The sequence below is a fragment of the Azotobacter salinestris genome (assembly GCF_009363155.1).
Lineage (GTDB): Bacteria > Pseudomonadota > Gammaproteobacteria > Pseudomonadales > Pseudomonadaceae > Azotobacter > Azotobacter salinestris.
Genome location: NZ_CP045302.1, coordinates 781,654 through 798,053, shown reverse-complemented (window position 1 = coordinate 798,053; position 16,400 = coordinate 781,654). Strand labels below are relative to the sequence as shown.

General features: G+C 66.7%; 15 protein-coding genes. 2 read left to right on the top strand and 13 right to left on the bottom strand.

Annotated features, from left to right (window positions below; translation table 11 throughout):
- Positions 1-177 precede the first annotated feature (177 nt).
- The 5 genes from GCU53_RS03680 to GCU53_RS03660 all read right to left on the bottom strand — a co-directional run bounded on the left by GCU53_RS03680 (position 178) and on the right by GCU53_RS03660 (position 5,889).
- A complete protein-coding gene (locus GCU53_RS03680; RefSeq protein ID WP_152386419.1) occupies positions 178-1,728 on the bottom strand; it encodes an ATP-binding protein in 1,551 nt (516 codons plus the stop codon).
- Positions 1,729-1,902: 174 nt separating this feature from the next.
- The gene (locus tag GCU53_RS03675) at positions 1,903-2,100 is read right to left on the bottom strand and encodes a ferredoxin (protein WP_152386418.1); all 198 of its coding nucleotides are present in this window, start codon (positions 2,098-2,100) and stop codon (positions 1,903-1,905) included.
- Positions 2,101-2,229: 129 nt separating this feature from the next.
- Positions 2,230-3,102: a nitrogenase iron protein gene (gene nifH / locus GCU53_RS03670; RefSeq protein ID WP_039801084.1), complete on the bottom strand. Its 873-nt coding sequence runs from the start codon at positions 3,100-3,102 to the stop codon at positions 2,230-2,232.
- 319 nt (positions 3,103-3,421) lie between these two features.
- Positions 3,422-4,513: an acyltransferase family protein gene (locus GCU53_RS03665; RefSeq protein WP_152386417.1), complete on the bottom strand. Its 1,092-nt coding sequence runs from the start codon at positions 4,511-4,513 to the stop codon at positions 3,422-3,424.
- 446 nt (positions 4,514-4,959) lie between these two features.
- Positions 4,960-5,889 carry a LysR family transcriptional regulator gene (locus tag GCU53_RS03660; RefSeq protein WP_152386416.1) on the bottom strand — a complete coding sequence of 310 codons (930 nt, stop codon included), beginning with the start codon at positions 5,887-5,889 and terminating at the stop codon, positions 4,960-4,962.
- Positions 5,890-6,000: 111 nt separating this feature from the next.
- On the opposite strand from GCU53_RS03660, the gene GCU53_RS03655 reads away from it, so the two are divergent.
- Positions 6,001-6,762, top strand: coding sequence for an SDR family oxidoreductase (locus tag GCU53_RS03655; protein WP_152386415.1), 762 nt, complete (start codon positions 6,001-6,003; stop codon positions 6,760-6,762).
- A 31-nt stretch (positions 6,763-6,793) separates the two neighbouring features.
- A complete protein-coding gene (locus GCU53_RS03650) occupies positions 6,794-7,396 on the top strand; it encodes an NADPH-dependent F420 reductase (RefSeq protein ID WP_244307034.1) in 603 nt (200 codons plus the stop codon).
- Here GCU53_RS03650 and GCU53_RS03645 read toward each other — a convergent pair.
- From GCU53_RS03645 to GCU53_RS03610, 8 genes are all read right to left on the bottom strand, one after another.
- Positions 7,383-7,787, bottom strand: a complete 405-nt coding sequence (locus GCU53_RS03645; protein WP_152386413.1) for a hypothetical protein — start codon at positions 7,785-7,787, stop codon at positions 7,383-7,385. The two genes, GCU53_RS03650 and GCU53_RS03645, sit on opposite strands and share 14 nt — an antisense overlap.
- Before the next feature lie 646 nt (positions 7,788-8,433).
- On the bottom strand, positions 8,434-9,180 hold the full coding sequence (locus GCU53_RS03640; RefSeq protein ID WP_152386412.1) for an SAM-dependent methyltransferase: 747 nt from the start codon (positions 9,178-9,180) through the stop codon (positions 8,434-8,436).
- Positions 9,181-9,606: 426 nt separating this feature from the next.
- On the bottom strand, positions 9,607-10,155 hold the full coding sequence (locus GCU53_RS03635) for a NifB/NifX family molybdenum-iron cluster-binding protein (protein ID WP_152386411.1): 549 nt from the start codon (positions 10,153-10,155) through the stop codon (positions 9,607-9,609).
- Positions 10,152-11,534 carry a nitrogenase iron-molybdenum cofactor biosynthesis protein NifN gene (gene nifN / locus GCU53_RS03630; protein ID WP_152386410.1) on the bottom strand — a complete coding sequence of 461 codons (1,383 nt, stop codon included), beginning with the start codon at positions 11,532-11,534 and terminating at the stop codon, positions 10,152-10,154. Before nifN ends, GCU53_RS03635 begins: the two co-directional genes overlap by 4 nt.
- A 1-nt stretch (position 11,535) precedes the next feature.
- Positions 11,536-12,945: a nitrogenase iron-molybdenum cofactor biosynthesis protein NifE gene (nifE, locus tag GCU53_RS03625; protein ID WP_152386409.1), complete on the bottom strand. Its 1,410-nt coding sequence runs from the start codon at positions 12,943-12,945 to the stop codon at positions 11,536-11,538.
- 247 nt (positions 12,946-13,192) lie between these two features.
- Positions 13,193-14,761, bottom strand: a complete 1,569-nt coding sequence (gene vnfA1, locus GCU53_RS03620; RefSeq protein ID WP_152386408.1) for a vanadium-dependent nitrogenase transcriptional regulator VnfA1 — start codon at positions 14,759-14,761, stop codon at positions 13,193-13,195.
- A 49-nt stretch (positions 14,762-14,810) separates the two neighbouring features.
- Positions 14,811-15,107, bottom strand: a complete 297-nt coding sequence (locus tag GCU53_RS03615; protein WP_152386407.1) for a NifU family protein — start codon at positions 15,105-15,107, stop codon at positions 14,811-14,813.
- Positions 15,108-15,551: 444 nt separating this feature from the next.
- Positions 15,552-16,136, bottom strand: a complete 585-nt coding sequence (locus GCU53_RS03610; RefSeq protein ID WP_152386406.1) for a hypothetical protein — start codon at positions 16,134-16,136, stop codon at positions 15,552-15,554.
- Between the last annotated feature and the right edge of the window lie 264 nt (positions 16,137-16,400).

The following is a 16,400-nucleotide window of genomic DNA, read 5'->3' as shown; positions in this document are numbered from 1 at the left end:
CGGCAGGCGGAATGCGCGAAAGGTTTTTCGTTCGGCCAAGTACGGAGCGTTCGGGGTCTGTACGTCGAGGTGCGTGGGGGGTTGGAAAGCGAGGGATGGTTCTCGGGCTCCCGCGTGGGAGCTCGGGGAGGGACGCTCCCACGCAGGAGTTTGAGAGCGATCATCTCACCCGGCAAATCAGTCCAGGCTCTCCACCACGAACCCCACCACGCTGCGGCTGTCGCGGCTGAACTCCACGCCGAGCAGATGGATGGGCTCGCCGCGGGCGCGGTACTTGTCGGCGTAGCCCCGGTCCTTGAGCTGTTGCAGTGCCTGTCCGGCGGGCGCCAGCTCGACCACCTTGAATTCGAACAGGTAGACATGACCGTTGAACAGCACCGCCATGTCGATGCGGCCATGGCTGGTCGCGTCTTCCAGGCGGACATCCAGGCCCAGCGCGGCGAAGTGGCTGTAGAACACGCTGGCGTAATAGCCTTCGTACCGGGCGATGGGATTGTTGCGGTACCAGTCGTGGGGAATGCTGGCGAAGAAGGCGGTGAACAGTGCCTGCAGGCTGGGAAAGTCGTTGGCCAGCAGCAGGTCGTAGAGCTGCCCGGTCTGGCGCATCACGCTGGCGGGCTCCGGCAGGTAGCGCAGCAGCAGCGCCTCGTTGAGGCTGGCCTTCACTTCGAGGTTCGGATAGCGCAGCCGGTAGCGCGGTTGCGCGCCGATGCGCTGCACCTGGCCGATGGTCAGGTAGCCGGCTTGGAACATCAGTGCCTCGGTGGAAATATCGCCGACCTCGAAGGCCGAGAGCAGCGCGTCGGTGGCCATGACCTGTTCGAGGGCCGGGGCGAAGGCCCGCCGCTCGATGAGCAGGTCAACCAGGAAGGTCGGCGTGCCCGTCTCGAACCAGTAGGGGCGGAACTCGCGCTTCTGGAATAGCAGCAGCAGGTCGAAAGGGTTGTAGACCGCCTCGCCGGTCCAGTTGTAGCCGTTGTACCAGGCACGGATCTCGTCGCGGTCGAGGCCCGGCAGCTCGGGGGCGAACACCGTATCCACGTCCGTCTCGGTGTAGCCGCAGAGCGCCGAATAGCGGCCGTCGACGCTGATGTCGTCGAGGTTGTTCAGCCCGGAGAACAGGCTGACCTTGCTGAACTTCGACACCCCGGTGAGCATGGCGAAGTGGATGTGCGCGTCGGAATCCTTGATCACCGAGTACAGGTTGCGCAGCCCGTCGCGGATCTCGCGGGCGATCTCCGGGCGGGTGAGGTTGTCGAGGATCGGCTTGTCGTACTCGTCGACCAGCACCACCACCCGCTCGCCGCCGGCGGCATGCGCCTGACGGATCAGCTCGCCGAAGCGGGCACGGTTCTCGCGCTGCGTACAGGCGATGCCCAGGGCCTGCTCGTTGATCGTCAGCAGCTCGGCGATCTTGCCCTCCAGGTCCTGCGCATCGCGAATCACCCCGCCGCCGAAGCTGATCCGCAGCACCGGATGGCGCCGGCTCCAGTCCCAGCGGTCATGCACCTGCAGCCCGCGGAACAGCGGCTCGTTGCCGGCGAACAGCTCGGCCAGGGTGTCGAGGAACAGGCTCTTGCCGAAGCGCCGCGGCCGGGAGAGGAAGTAGTGCGTGCCCTGCTCGATCAGTTGCAGGGCGAAGCCGGTCTTGTCGACGTAGTAGTAGTCGTCGTCTTCGCGGATCTTGGCGAAGGTCTGGATGCCGATGGGCAGCTTCTTGCGGGACATGGGCAGGCAGTACCGTGGTGGGGTGTGCTGCGATTGTAGCCGCCCGAAAGGGTGCGTCATCGAAGAGAAAAAACGGCGATCGCCCCTGAGGAAAGCGATCGCCGTTTGGGACCCGGTGGCAGAGCGGCGCGGGATGCTCTGTCGCCGGCAAGCGGGTGCGGGCTCGTTCAGTCTTCAGTCATCGAGCGGCCGGATGCAGAAATCCACGGGACAGACACCGAGGCAGCGCGGCTCGCCTGCATCGGCGCACTCGTTGCAGCTGTCGGCGTCGATCACGTAGCTACCGTTCTGGAGCGCGATCGAGCCGGTCGGGCAGACCGGCTTGCAGTCGCCGCAGACGGTGCATTCGTAGCCGTCGATGGCCATGGCCATAGGGTCAGCTCCTGAGGTTGGAGAATTCGGGGCGATTCAAAAGGGAGGGCGGCGTGCGCCGCCGGCCGCGAGAAGCCATTCCGGACAGCCCGCGACGCACGCTCCTCCGCAAACACTGCGCCGGCTGGATCAGCCTTCGGCGGCGGCCTTGCCGACGATGGACTCGTCTTCGGCTTCCATGATGCCGAACTCCATCAGCAGCTCTTCGAGATCTTCCATGCTCGCCGGGTTCGGGATGACCAGCAGCTTGTTGTTGAGGATCTTCTGGGCCAGGGCGCGGTACTCGTCGGCCTGCTTGGCTTTCGGATCGTATTCGATCACGGTCATGCGGCGGATTTCGGCGTGCTGCACGACGTTGTCGCGCGGCACGAAGTGGATCATCTGGGTGCCGATCTTCGCGGCCAGAGCCATGATCAGCTCGTCTTCGCGGTCGGTCTTGCGGCTGTTGCAGATCAGCCCGCCCAGACGCACGCTGCCGGAGTGGGCGTATTTCACGATGCCCTTGGCGATGTTGTTGGCGGCATACATGGCCATCATCTCGCCGGAGCAGACGATATAGATTTCCTGGGCCTTGTTCTCGCGGATCGGCATGGCGAAGCCGCCGCACACCACGTCGCCCAGCACGTCGTAGAACACGAAGTCCAGGTCGTCGCTGTAGGCGCCTTCCTCTTCCAGGAAGTTGATCGCGGTGATCACGCCGCGGCCGGCACAGCCGACGCCCGGCTCAGGACCGCCGGACTCGACGCACTTGACGCCGCCGTAGCCGATCTGCAGCACGTCTTCCAGCTCGAGGTCCTCCACCGAGCCGGCGGATGCGGCCATCTCCATGACGGTGTTCTGGGCCTTGGAATGCAGGATCAGGCGGGTGGAGTCGGCTTTCGGGTCGCAACCGACGATCATCACCTTCTTGCCGGCCTCGGCGAGGGCGGCGACCAAGTTCTGGGTGGTGGTGGACTTGCCGATGCCACCCTTGCCGTAAATTGCACACTGACGCAATGCCATCTTGGAACCTCCGTTGATTCGTGGCGTTTGACTGGTGTCGCAGAGGATTTAGCAAGGGCGATGCCATCACGATTTAAAAGTCATGTATGGCCAGTTTTTTAGTGTAAAAAACCAGTATTAACGTTATTTGCGAGATTCTGTGCCGAATAATAGGGGTGTATTGGAAGTCGGCCGGCAGCGATTTTGCGTCGCCCCGGCCGGCGGCGTACCTGCAGGTACAGCCGGCCGGCGATCCGTTCCGTGCGGTACCGGAGTTCATGCCGGCTGGCGCGGGAAGTGGCGTGCGGCGAGTGAGCCAGCACGCTCCATGGCAGGCATGTCACCGGGCCCGGCTGCTTCCGCTGTCCTCGTCCGCATTGTTGGGGAGACGCGGGGGGATGGCTTCGGTGTTCGCCGCCACTGGCCGGGAAAGGCCGAAGCGGTGTTTGAGGCGGCGGGAAAGGCCCATCTCGATGTAGGTGAAGCTGAGCCAGGCGCCGAGCGTGATCACCGGCACGCAGAGCGTCAGGATCAGGTAGGGGTCGAGGTGCTGGCCGAGCAGGTAGGCGCCGCACCACAGCACGATGATGTGCACCAGGTAGACCGAATAGGACCAGTCGCCGAGCTTCCTGAGCACCTGACTGCCGTTGAACAGTCGTTCCATGCTGATCATGGCGGCGACCAGCGCCGCGCCGGGGACACCCCAGGTGAGCCAGCGATAGGGATGCTGGTCGTCGAACCAGAGAATCATGGCGGTCGCGCTCGCTGCGATCAGCGCGGGTGCCAGCAGCATCCGGCCCGACAGCGCCGGTAGCCGGCCGCGGCGGTAAATCACCGCCAGGCCGATGCCGAGGAGGAACTCGTAGATCACCGGATTGGTGTAGAAGCTCGACACCCACGATTGATGGGCCAGCCAGCCGCTCAGTGCGAGCACCAGCAGGGCGGTGACCCAGGCCCGATGACGTCGACCGGCGCACAGCGCCAGCGCGAACAGGATGTAGAACATCATCTCGAAGTTCAGTGTCCAGCCCACCGGCAGGACCGGGTAGAAGCCGAAGCCGCCGGGATTCTGGGCCGGAATGAACAATAGCGACTTGAGCAGCGTGATCGGATCGACCGCGTAGACCGGCATGACGCGCGCGTCGAAATAGATGATCGAGGCGGTGAGCAGGGTGAATACCCAGTAGGCAGGCACGATGCGGATCAGGCGATCGAGTATGAAGCGTTTCGAGGCGATCGGCTTGCCGGCGCTGGCGAGGTAGATGACGAAGCCGCTGATGACGAAGAAGATGTCGACGCCGACCTGGCCGCGGGTGGAAAGCAGGTGTCCGGCAAGGGTGTCGGCCTTGAAGTCGAAAAACACCTGCATGAAGTGGTGGAAGACCACGAGCCACGCGGCAAAGGCTCGCAGTGCCTGGATCGATACCAGCATAGGCAAAAGGGTCCTTGTCGTGCTGACCCCGAACGGCCATGGCAAATGGGCCGCCTTGGGGGATCTGTTCGTGTTCGGAAACCAGGGTTTTGCACTGGTTTCCACGTTTTGTGAAGGCACCTGGTTGTCTGCTCGCCATCCACGGGTTCGACAGAGGCGAACGGCGTAACGACCCCGTGTTTCCGAGGTTGTTCCCGCCGCCTCTTCGCAGCAGCCCAACAAGCGGCCAGAGGGGATGAATATTGGCCAGGACCAAGATGCCTTGGCTGGGCAGCGTACGCGTGCCTGACGGCGGAATGCCTGGAGGTTCGGTCTCGGGACGCCGTGATGCATCCTTTGGCTCGCGATGAACAGGACGAGCGCTGCCCCTTTCGGACGGTGCTGTTCAACGTGGATGCTGTTTCTGGACGGGTTTCTGGTAGCGACTGCGTGGCGCCGGGACGGGCTCAGCCCAGGCTGCCGGCGAACCGCTCGGCGAGGCGCCCGTGCTGGAACGCCTCGACGACGAAGTCGATGAAGGCGCGGGTCTTGGCCGGCATGAGGGTGCGGTTCGCGTAGTAGAGCGAGATCGCGCCGGCGTCGGCGTACCAGCGGGGCAGCAGCCTCACCAGTTCGCCCCGCTCGATCCACGGCAGTACGTCCGGCACGGCGAGCAGCGTGACGCCGAGACCGAGCAGCGCCGCCTCGCGCATGGCGGCGGGGTCGTTGAGGGTGATCGTCTCGGCGAGCCTTGCCGGCATCTCGGCCCCGGCGGCGTCGCGCATCATCCACTGGCGCACCCGGCCGGTACGGCTGGAGCGCATGACGATGCCGGCGAATCCGGCCAGGCCGGCGGGATCCGCCGGCGGTGTGCGTTCGACCATGTAGGCCTTCGAGGCGACCGCGACGATATGGGCGGGGGCGAGCGTGCGCGACACCACGCCCGGGGCGAGTTCGAAACCGCCGCCGATCGCCGCGTCGTAGCCTTCGGCGATCAGATCCACCGGACGGTTCTCGAAATGCCAGTCCGGGCGGATCAGCGGATGGCGGGCGAGAAAGTCCGGCAGCAGCGGCAGGACATGGGTGATGCCGAAGGTCGGCGGCATGCTGACCTTGAGCACGCCGGCCGGCTCGTCCCGCTCCATCGCCAGCGTGGCGATCGCCGCCTGCAGCGCGTCGAGATTGCCGCCGATGGCTTCCAGAAAGCGCTCGCCGGCCTCGGTCAGGGTGAGCTTGCGCGTCGAGCGCTGGAACAGCCGCACGCCGAGGTTCCGCTCCAGCATGCCGATGTTGCGGCTGACCGCCGCCGGGGTCAGGGCGAGGCGGCGCGCGGCGGCGGAGAAGCTGCCGGTCTCGGCGCTGCGGACGAAGGATTCGAGGTTGGCGAGGGTTTCCATGGGCGAACTTTATACGGATGATTGAAAATGATTCAAGCCATTACCGGCTAATCAAGAGGTAATGACTGGGCCACCATTCACTCCACCTACAACGACCCCGGAGTGAAAACCATGTCCACCTCCCTCATCGGCACCACCCTCCTGAACGGCAAGGCGGCCCTCGTCACCGGCGGCTCGCGCTCGATCGGCGCGGCCATCGCCAGGCGTCTGGCCGCCGACGGCGCGGCAGTCGCCATCACCTACAGCGCCTCGCCGGAAAAGGCCGCCGAGGTCGTCCGGGCCATAGAGGCCTCCGGCGGCCGGGCGCTCGCCATTGCCGCCGACGCGGGCGATCCGGCTGCCGTGCGCGCCGCTGTCGCGGCGACCGTCGAAGCCTTCGGCGGCCTTGACATCCTGGTCAACAACGCCGGCCTGGGCCTCGGCGGGGCGATCGAGGAGATCGCCTTCGAGACCTACGAGCGGATGATCGCGGTCAACGTCACCGGCGTGTTCGTCGCCACCCAGGAGGCCGTGCGCCACATGAGGGCCGGCGGGCGCATCGTTCATATCGGCTCGTCGATGACGCGCTACGCGGCCTTTCCGACCGCCTCGCTGTACACCCTGACCAAGGGCGCAGTCGCCGGCTTCAACCGCAGCCTGGTGCGCGACCTGGGGCCGCGCGGCATCACAGTCAACACCGTCCATCCCGGCCCGACCGACACCGACATGAACCCCGACGGCGGCCCGGTCAGCCGGATCGTCGGCCCCGGCATCGCCCTCAGCCGCTACGGCCAGCCGCATGAGATCGCCAGCGTCGTCGCCTTCCTCGCCGGCCCGCAAGCGGCCTTCGTCACCGGCGCCGAGATCGTCGCCGACGGCGGCTTCACCGCCTGATCCAGCCCATCCCGACTGCAGGAGCAGCAGCATGAACACCATCGGTATCCTCGGCGCCGGCGCCATCGGTTCGGCATTCGCCCGGGCGCTCGCCCGGCAGGGCATCCCCGCCGTCATCGCCAACAGCCGCGGCCCGGAGTCGCTGCAGGATCTGGTCCGCGAACTCGGCCCCTCGATCAGGGCCGGAACCCGCGAAGAGGCGGCGGCGCAGGACATCGTCCTGGTCGCGGTCAACTGGTCCAAGCTGCCGGCGGCGCTCGCCGGCCTGCCGGACTTCGGCGGACGCATCGTGATCGACGCCAACAACCCGATCGAGGCAGCGCTGTTCAAGCCGGTCGAGCTGCACGGCCGCGTCTCCAGCGAGGTTTTTGTCGAACTCGTGCCGGGCGCCCGGGTGGTCAAGGCCTTCAACCACCTTCAACCGCAGCTGGTCTCCGGCGCGCCGGGGGCGGAGGGCGGTCGGCGGGTGTTGTTCCTCTCCGGCGACGACGCCCGCGCCAGGGCGGCGGTGGGCGCGCTGATCGAGCAACTGGGCTTCTTCGCCATCGATCTCGGCCCGCTCGCCATCGGCGCCCGCCTGGTGCAGTTCCCCGGCGGCCCGCTGCCGGCGCTCAATCTGGTCAGGTTCGACTGACGGCCCGGCGGCGCCCGCGCAGTGACAGTCCGATGCAGGCCAGCGCACCCAGCGAAACCGCCGCATGGAACTCCGAAGAGCCAAACCCCAGCAGCGCCGCGAACGCACCGCCGACCGCGAGGGCGCACCAGGCAACGGCCTGCTTTCGGGCCGGCGCCATGGCCACCGCGGCGCCGATGACCGCGACGGCGGACAGCCCGGCGAAGACCGTGATCAGCAGGTCAAGGCGGTCCTGGACCGCCTTGTTCATGCAATAGCCGGAAATGAAGTCCTCCGCCGGACACCAGGCGCGCTCGGCATGGGCATGCAGCGCCATGCCCGTGAACGCCGTGGCGACCCAGGCAAGGTAGGCGGAGGGGACGGTGAGCAGCCATCGGAGCCAGGTGGGCATGGTGATCTCCAGAGCTGGGGGCGCTAAAAGAAAGTGGGTTGGAACAGCGGGGGCTAGTGGCCTGTTTGGTTAGTTCAGTTAGTCAATTTCGGCGCCCATGGCCCCGATACTGCGTTGCCACTCCTCGCCATAGCCCTGCTATGACTCGTCGCGGCGCCTTGTTTCGGAACCATGGTCATCCGAACTTGAGTTAACAAACTAACCGCACAGGCCACTAGCGGAGCAGCCGACCCGCCTGATGGCAGACCTGATCGGAACCAGGTTTTCCCCATGGTTGCGATGAACAGCGACACTGTCGGAACAGGCGAGTCCTGCAGCGGAGCAAGGCCGATAACAATGCTGATCCTGGTGATCGATGAAGCGCTTGGCCCCCGCTGCGCGAATACAGAGTGGCCTGGGCGGCATACCCGTGAACAGGCCGGATATAGGAATGCAACCGTGCTGACGGCAGGGTTGGAGCAGCATTGCTCACCACTTGTGGGGGAGAGTCCATATATGAATTGTTAGACCTGCCCGAGACAGACCTTTCTGTTGATTGCACGGATAACTAGACCATAAGAAATGAATTCAGGCGCAATCACATCTTGACGAGCCACCAGCTGTTGCGCGGCACAGCCGTTGACGATCCGCTGGATGCGCCAACGCATCACCGCGGCATCAGCGCGAACACACCCCAGCCCAGGTATTCACGCGTGTAAGCGGCGTAGCGCTCGGGTTCCGAGGTCAGTTGGGCTCGAACATCTTTCGCGAACTCGTCGTCGGGATTGGCTTCAAGCCATCGGCGCATGGTGAGCCATTTGGCCGCCTCGTATCTATCCCAGCCGTCTTGGTCAGCCAGAACCATTTCAACGACGTCGTAGCCAAGGTGGCCGAAAGACGCGAGAAGTTCTGGAAGCATGAGAAAGTCGGAGATTGAGTTGGCAAGACACCCCTTGGCAACATCTTCCGTTGGCGGTAACTGCCGCCAGTAGGGCTCGCCGATGAGGATGATCCCTCCGGTGCGCAGGCTCCGCGCCAGAAGCTCGATAGTGCCGGCGACTCCACCGGCGATCCAAGTGGCACCGACGCAGGCTGCCACACTGACCTTCTCGTCAGAGACATAGCCGGCAGCATCGCCATGGATGAACTTGACTTGATGGGCGACGTCGAGTTCTACAGCACGGAGTTTCGCTTGCTCGGTGAACAACTGGCTCATGTCGATGCCGGTGCCGATGACGCCGTGATCGCGTGCCCAGGTGCACAGCATCTCCCCCGAACCGCTGCCGAGGTCGAGCACTCGGGCCCCCGATTCCAGACGCAGCGCCGCGCCGAGAGTGGCAAGCTTTTCAGGTGTGATCGGGTTATGGATGCGGTGAGCACTTTCAGTGATGTTGAATATCCGTGGGATGTCCACTGTGGGAAATTTCCTTACGGGTGTGAATAGATTCGGTCAGGGCCTAACTACCATTCGACACCAAATGATGTAAGTAAATACCCCCCACTTATTGCATAACATTCCCTGCCATTCTCGCTCCCCCGGTCTGACTGTGGTTTTCGCGTGCGGGCAAGCCCGTATCGTCGCCACTCGGTCCGCACCGAGGCTGCCGGGCAGAGGTTTTCGGCATCGCTCCGAATGCTTCCGGCCGAAGCCCATGCCGTAGATGGCTTCATGCTATCACCGATCGATTGACGAATTCGGGCGCTTGGGCGCGCAAAGTCGCCCGAAGCGGGAGGCGGCCGGGAGAACGGTCGTGGGGAAAGGGCGAGATTGGTTTCTCGCTATTGGGATTCCCCGCCCGCCGTTCCCGGTGGCGGGAACGGCGGGCAGGGCGGAGCCGGGTTATTCCAGCTCTTCGATGGAGGTGATCAGGCGCAGCCCGCCGGCGGATTCGCGGGGCACGGCGGGAGCCGGGGCCGCGCGTTCGGCCTTGGCCTTGGCGCGCTCGACCCAGCTCAGGCCGCCGCAGTGCAGGGCCAGGCTGACCTCGTTGAGCAAATCCTCGATGGTCTGGCCGGTGCCGACGATGATCGGCTGGATGCCGGCGGCGATCAGCCGCTTGATCGACGAGGTGCCGATCGAGGCGGCGTAGATCGCCGAGCAGCCGTCGAGGAAGTCCAGCTTGGCGATCACCTTGTCCTCCGGCGGCTTGGCAGCCAGGCGCTCCAGCTCCTCGGTGCTGAGCTGCAGGTCGATGACGTTGGCCGTTTGCTCGTCGGTGGACAGCGCCTTGAAGCGGTTCTCGCCCTTCATGTTGACCTTGACGAACTCGCCGACGCCGAGCAGTTCGGCGTAGCCCGGCGAGACGTCGTAGACCACCAGGGTGTCGGCGGCGCCGAAGTGCAGGTTGACGTTGACGCGGTCGTTGGACGCGAAAGCGACTTTGATCATGCGGAAATGCTCCTCGCGGAAGGTGCGGCGGCGCCGTCGAAGTCCTGGCGCAGCGGCGAGTGGTAGGGGGCGATGCCGGTGCCCCGGGGGGCGAACAGGTTGGCCAGCTCGAAGAGCAGCTGGCGCGCGCCGCGGTAGCCGACCCACAGGCGCGCCGCCGCGCCGTAGTGGTCGTACTGCGGGAAGCCCGCGCGCAGCAGCGGGATGCCGAGGCGCTCGGCGCTCTGCAAGGCGTGGGAGTTGCCGATCAGCAGCTGCGCGGAGGCTGTACGGGCGCGCTCCTCCAGGTCCTCGAAATCGCCGACCAGCACTTCCTCGACGTTCAGCGTCTCCAGCGCCGCACTGCGGCACGGGCTGACCGCGGCGACCAGGCGGGCGCCGATGTCGTCGAGAAAGCGCCCGAGGGCCACCAGCTGGTCGGCGTCGGCGCCGATGGCGATGCGCGCGCCGCCGACCGGGACGTAGCTGTCGACCAGGGCGTCGAGCAACTGCTCGCGCTGGCGGAGGATGCGCGCCGGCACCGGGCGGCCGGAGACGTCGGCGAGCGCCTGGACGAAGGCGTCGCAGTCGGCCAGCGCGGTCAGGCCGGACAGGCGCAGGTCCGGAATTCCGGTGCGCGCCTTGAGCAGGTCGGCGGCGCGGCCGAGGGAGTCGCCGATGACCAGGGTCAGCGCCGAGCGGCCCATGGCGGCGATCGCCTGGCGGCTGGTGCCGCCGGTGGTCAGGGTGGTGTAGCCCTGGGGCGTCAGGTGGCCGTCGAGGGAGTCGGCGAGGTCGGGGAGGATCACCGCCTGCAGGCCGAAGCTCTCGATCCATTCGCGGATCGCCTCGACGTCGGCCGGGGTCAGCATCGACCCGGCCAGCAGGTTGACCTGGCGGGCGCGCTGCGCAACCGGCACCACGGCGTCCGGCACCAGCGCCTGGATGATCGCCTCCACCGCCAGGGCGTAGCCGCTCTCCAGTCCGCCGAGGGTGTCCGGGGTGTTCACCGCGACGACGCTGGCGGTTTCGCAGCGGCCGGCGTGGAAGCTGCGCAGCACGCGGCGGATGTCGGCGCCCTGCATTTCCACCAGGCCGGTGGTGATCAGGCCGACCACTTCCGGGCGATGCTCGTCGATCACCGTGGCAAGGCCCTCGTGCAGCCGCTCGTCGCCGCCGAGTACGCTGCTGAACATGTCGAGCGCGGTGGTCTGCAGCGGGATGGGCTCGCGGAAGTGGCGGGTGAAGAACACCTTGCTGAATGCCGTGCAGCCCTGGGCGCCGTGCTCCAGCGGCAGGCTGCGGGCCAGGCCGAGGAAGGCCAGCACGGCGCCCATCGGCTGGCTGACGCGCAGCGGGTTGACGCTCAGCGGCTTGTTGGTCTGGACGATCCGGGCCATGTCAGGCTTCCTCCAGCAGGGCCGCATCGACGCTCGCGCGCACCCAGCCCGGCTCCTGGCGCACGCGCTGCCACACCGGGCTGTGCACGGCCAGCGCGAGCTGGCGGGCCAGTTCGACGAAGCCTGCGTAGCCGGCGTAGCCGAAGTCGCGTTCGTGGTTGATGTCGAGGAACGCCAGGCGCGCCTTGAGCGCGGCGTACAGGTAGCGGCCGCCGGCGATCAGGATGTCGGCGCCGCTCTCGATGCAGGTGGCGATCAGCGCGCCCTGGTCGTTGTCGTCGATCATCCGGGCGTTCGGGCCCATCAGTTCGCGGATGCGCGCGCGGTCCTCCTCGGTGGATTTCTCGGTGCCGGTGGCGATCACCTCGACGCCCAGATCCTGCAGCGCCGAGACCACCGACCAGGACTTCACCCCGCCGGAGAAGATCAGCGCGCGCTTGCCGGCGAGGCGCTCGCGCCAGGGTTCGAGCGCCGCCCGGGCCCTGTTCTCCTCGCGCAGGATCAACAGCTCGGTGCGCACCGACAGCGACGGGTCGTCGATCGCCCTGGCGAAGTCGCGCAGCGCCTGGGAGGTGTCGGCGATGCCGTAGAAGCTGCCCTCGAAGAACGGCGTGCCATGGTCCTCGCGCAGGTGGCGGGCGACGTTGAGCATGGCCTTGGAGCAGACCACCATGTTGGCCTCGGCGCGGTGCATGGTCTGGACCTCGCGAAAGCGCGCGTCGCCCGAGAGGGTGCAGAGGATGCGCAGGCCGAGTTCGTCGAACAGCGGCGCGACGCGCCAGAACTCGCCGGCGATGTTGTACTCGCCGATCAGGTTGACGTCGTGCACCCTGATGCCGCGGTCGACGGCGTCTTCCGGCAGCGGCGCCGGCTCGCGGCTGCCGATGACGTGGCGGTAGAGGGTCTCGCCGGCAATGCGGTTGCCCAGGCTCTTGGTGCCGTAGAAGCCGGCGCCGTCCACCGGGATAACCGGCACGCCCCAGCGCTGGCTGGCGTCGCGGGCCACCGCCTCGATGTCGTCGCCCTGCATCGCCGGCACGCAGGTGCCGTAGACGAACACCGCCTGCGGGTTGTAGCGCTCGACCGCGCGGCGGATGGCGTGGAACAGCTTCTTCTCGCCGCGGCCCATGATCACGTCGACGTCGGACAGTTCGGTAGTCATGCCCAGGCGGTACAGCTGCGGGCCGGAGGAGCTGCTGCCGCGCAGGTCCCAGGAGCTGCCGGCGCAGCCGATCGGGCCGTGGACGATGTGCGCGGCATCGGCGATCGGCAGGATGGCGATCTGCGCGCCATCGAAGGCGCAGCCGCCCTGGGTGGCGCCGGGGCGCGAGCGCGAGCAGCCGCTCTTGCCCGCCGTGTTGTGGGTGCAGGCCGGCTCGTCGAGCAGGTTCTGGATATCGGTCTGGTTCATCGTACCTCTCCGGACGGTCGCTACCGTCGCGTGCGGTGGATGGAAAAGTGCTGTCCGGCAGACGGAGCGCGTTGGCAGGAGCACTCTGCCGCGAACGCCTGCGGGTGCTGCAGCAAAGGCCGCGCCAACCGCGCAAAGCCGCGTCCTTGAGGGGTTTCGGCAGAATTTCGGGGGCGGGTATGTACCGCGGCGAACGATCCCTGTACGCGGCGGTACTTTCGCGCGGGCAGACGGCACGCCGCCGCGATCAGCGGTAGTCCTTGTAGTTGAGGTGGTACTTGCCCATGCGCAGGCCGAGCACGCGGCGGGTCAGCCCCAGGTGGGCCGCTGCCTCGGTCATGTTGCCGTGGTGCAGCTTGAGGGCCTCGACGATGAGCTCGTACTCGATGGCGCCGAGGCGCGCTTCGAGGCCGTCCGCCGGCGCCTCGCTGTCGCCGACCACCGGCGCCTGCAGCGACGGCGGCAGGTGGTAGCCATGGATCACGCCGTCCTCGCTGAGCAGCATGGCGCGTTCGATGACGTTCTCCAGCTCGCGCACGTTGCCCGGCCAGTGGTAGCTCTGCAGCATGTTCAGCGCCGGGGTGGAGATGCGCTTGACCTCGATGCCCATCTCCCTGGAGAAGCGCGAGACGAAGTGGTCGGCCAGGGTGATGATGTCGCTGCCGCGTTCGCGCAGCGGCGGGATGGTGATGGGGAAGACGTTGAGGCGGTAGTAGAGATCCTCGCGGAAGCTGCCGTCGGCGACCATCTCGGCGAGGTTGCGGTTGGTCGCGGCAACCACCCGCAGATCGACATGGAGGGTGGTGTTGCCGCCGACTCGCTCGAAGCTGCGCTCCTGCAGCACGCGCAGCAGCTTGGCCTGGGTGGTCAGCGACATCTCGCCGACCTCGTCGAGGAAAATGGTGCCGCCGGCGGCTTCCTCGAAGCGGCCCTTGCGCAGGCCGATGGCGCCGGTGAAGGAGCCCTTCTCGTGGCCGAACAGCTCGCTCTCGATGACCGATTCGGGCAGCGAGGCGCAGTTGAACTTGACGAACGGCCCCTTGGCCGCCGGGCTGTTGTGATGGATGGCGCCGGCCACCAGCTCCTTGCCGACGCCGCTCTCGCCGAGGATCAGCACCGTGGTCCGGGTGCGCACCACGCGCTCGATCAGCTGGTAGACCTCGAGCATCGGCTTGGAATTGCCGATGATGTTGGCGGGCTTGAAGCGTTCCCCCAGCGCGCTGCGCAGCCGGCGGTTCTCTGCCTCCAGGGCGACGTTCTCGACGTTTTCCACCAAATACAGCTCGACCGCCTGGGCGGTGGTGGTGGCCAGGATCGACAGCACCTCGACGTCGAGCTTGAGCAGTTCGGCGTTGTCGTAGAGGCGCTCGGCGCTGATCGTGCCCATCACCTGGCGGCCGCGCATGATCGGCACGCAGATGAACGACAGGTTGGCGTCGTCGCTTGCGCAGTCGCGGCTGCCGGTGCGGTTGAGGAACGCCGGCTCGTCGCGGATGCAGGGCACGACGATGCTCTGGCCGGTTGCTACTACCTTGCCGATGATGCCCTCGCCAAGCAGGTAGACGCCCTTGCCGGCCTCTTCGGGGCTGAGGCCGAAGCTCTCGTGCAGGACGATGCTGCCGGAGTCCCGGTCGTAGAGGGTGACCATGCCGCGCACCACCTTCATGTGGCGCTGCATCAGGCGCAGCAGGATGTTGATGATGCTCGACAGATCGCCGCTCTCCGTGGCGATCTGGCTCATTTCATAGAGCAGCGGCAGCAGGTCCGTGCGGCACTCGCCGAGGTCGCATTCGCAGTAGTGAGGAAGACTGGACATGGGGATGGCCGCTCCTGTCTGGCGTTCTGTCTGGCGCATGGGGCGTTGCTCAGGGGGCCGGCAGCACGCGCACCGAGGGGTTGCCGAGCGCCTCGACCAGCGCGCGGCGCACGCCACCGAGGGTCTGGGCGGACATGGCGCAGCCGACGCAGGCGCCCTTGAGGCGCAGGCGGACGATGTTCTCCTGCACGGCGACCAGCTCCAGGTCGCCGCCGTCGCGCTGCACCCCCGGGCGCAGGCGCTCGATGGTGTCGCGCACCAGCGGCAGGGATTCGGCGGGGATGGGGTCGATCCGGGGAAGTTCGGCGCTTTCGCCGGCTTCGCTATCCAGTGGCAGGTTGGACATGGCTTGCCTCCTCAGGCTGTGCCCGCCGCGACCGGCCGGCAGTCGTGCGCGGGACCGCGCCGGAGCGCGATGCGCTGCGGACGGCGGGCGGATTGTCGAATAGGCGATCCTCCATCCGGAGGATGCCGCTGGGGGCATTCAGGCGAATGCACGACTTGCCCGGACAGGCCGGACAGGGGGCTGACAGATCCTTCTCCCGCCCGGGGCCTGGGTGCCTGGCTGACGGGGCCGGACGGCAGTGTAGGATATTATTTATATATTGGTAAATATAACGGTGTGTGGCTGGGCGCATGCCGATGGGCGAGGCCGGAGTACTGGCCTTCAGCAGGCAGGGCCTTGGCCCGGTCGGTGGCTTGCTTCTATCAAGTGGGACCATGGGAATAGAAAACTCCCGTTCCTGAAGTGCATCTGGCGAATGCCGACAGGCCAGTTGGGGCCGGAGGGTCAGCACTCGTCCTGGCGCCGGGGAAAGCGCCAGTTCTCGAACGCCTTGGGAAAGAGCATGCCGGCGTCGCTGCGCGGGCCGCCGAAGACCTGGCGCAGGCGTGGTGCGCCCAGCTTGCCGCTGGGATCCAGCTCTTCCACCTTGTCCAGCGCCTCCAGGGATTCGGCCTCGCGGCCCAGACGGGCGAGGTTGTAGGCATAGGCGGTGAGGGACTGCAGCCAGAGGCGGGTGAAGGCGTGCCAGTGGACGAAGTCGGCCATCTCCGCACGAACCGCGCGCCAGTCGGCCGGCAGGCCGAGGCGCCGGGACAGCCATTCGATGCAGGACAGCGCCCAGTGCGCGGCTTCCAGCGAACGCCGCCGGTAGAAGTAGAAGCGGTAGGCGACGATGCGCACGCCAAGGGTGTCCGGGGCCTGGTCGATGATGTCGCGGACCAGCGCCTCGGCTTTTTCCGTCTCGTTCCAGTGGGCGAAGATTTCCTTCAGCCTGGCGCGGGTGTCCGGCGGCAGGTGGTGGCTGAAGTGATAGGGCTCGAAACGGTAGATGCGGGCGCTGGCGGGCTGCGACGGGATGGATTCGGACATGGCGGGGCTCCTGGGGAGGGTGACGGACCGCCCCTCGCAAGATCGACGCCAGTGCCGGCCTGTCCTTGTCGGCGCCTGGCGCTGTGCGGCGCCCGGCGGGCGTTCGCCGCGCTGGCCGGGCTTGCCCGGCAGCGCCGTTGCCCTGTGCTGCCGGGGCCGGGATGTACCGGCGCGTGCGCAACCGGCCGACCTTTCGTTCGCATGCGTACGTTTGTGCGGGCTGGGGCGGGATTTGCGGGGGCCTGGCGTGTGGAACGAAGCTTG

What these genes read in the sequence shown, in the direction of transcription:
- nifH (WP_039801084.1), bottom strand. Translation starts at nt 3,102, where the DNA reads ATGGCATTGCGTCAGTGTGCAATTTACGGCAAGGGTGGCATCGGCAAG.
- GCU53_RS03655 (WP_152386415.1), top strand. Translation starts at nt 6,001, where the DNA reads ATGTCCACCTCCCTCATCGGCACCACCCTCCTGAACGGCAAGGCGGCC.
- GCU53_RS03660 (WP_152386416.1), bottom strand. Translation starts at nt 5,889, where the DNA reads ATGGAAACCCTCGCCAACCTCGAATCCTTCGTCCGCAGCGCCGAGACC.
- GCU53_RS03635 (WP_152386411.1), bottom strand. Translation starts at nt 10,155, where the DNA reads ATGATCAAAGTCGCTTTCGCGTCCAACGACCGCGTCAACGTCAACCTG.
- GCU53_RS03610 (WP_152386406.1), bottom strand. Translation starts at nt 16,136, where the DNA reads ATGTCCGAATCCATCCCGTCGCAGCCCGCCAGCGCCCGCATCTACCGT.
- vnfA1 (WP_152386408.1), bottom strand. Translation starts at nt 14,761, where the DNA reads ATGTCCAGTCTTCCTCACTACTGCGAATGCGACCTCGGCGAGTGCCGC.
- nifN (WP_152386410.1), bottom strand. Translation starts at nt 11,534, where the DNA reads ATGGCCCGGATCGTCCAGACCAACAAGCCGCTGAGCGTCAACCCGCTG.
- GCU53_RS03645 (WP_152386413.1), bottom strand. Translation starts at nt 7,787, where the DNA reads ATGCCCACCTGGCTCCGATGGCTGCTCACCGTCCCCTCCGCCTACCTT.
- GCU53_RS03615 (WP_152386407.1), bottom strand. Translation starts at nt 15,107, where the DNA reads ATGTCCAACCTGCCACTGGATAGCGAAGCCGGCGAAAGCGCCGAACTT.
- nifE (WP_152386409.1), bottom strand. Translation starts at nt 12,945, where the DNA reads ATGAACCAGACCGATATCCAGAACCTGCTCGACGAGCCGGCCTGCACC.
- GCU53_RS03675 (WP_152386418.1), bottom strand. Translation starts at nt 2,100, where the DNA reads ATGGCCATGGCCATCGACGGCTACGAATGCACCGTCTGCGGCGACTGC.
- GCU53_RS03680 (WP_152386419.1), bottom strand. Translation starts at nt 1,728, where the DNA reads ATGTCCCGCAAGAAGCTGCCCATCGGCATCCAGACCTTCGCCAAGATC.
- GCU53_RS03665 (WP_152386417.1), bottom strand. Translation starts at nt 4,513, where the DNA reads ATGCTGGTATCGATCCAGGCACTGCGAGCCTTTGCCGCGTGGCTCGTG.
- GCU53_RS03650 (WP_244307034.1), top strand. Translation starts at nt 6,794, where the DNA reads ATGAACACCATCGGTATCCTCGGCGCCGGCGCCATCGGTTCGGCATTC.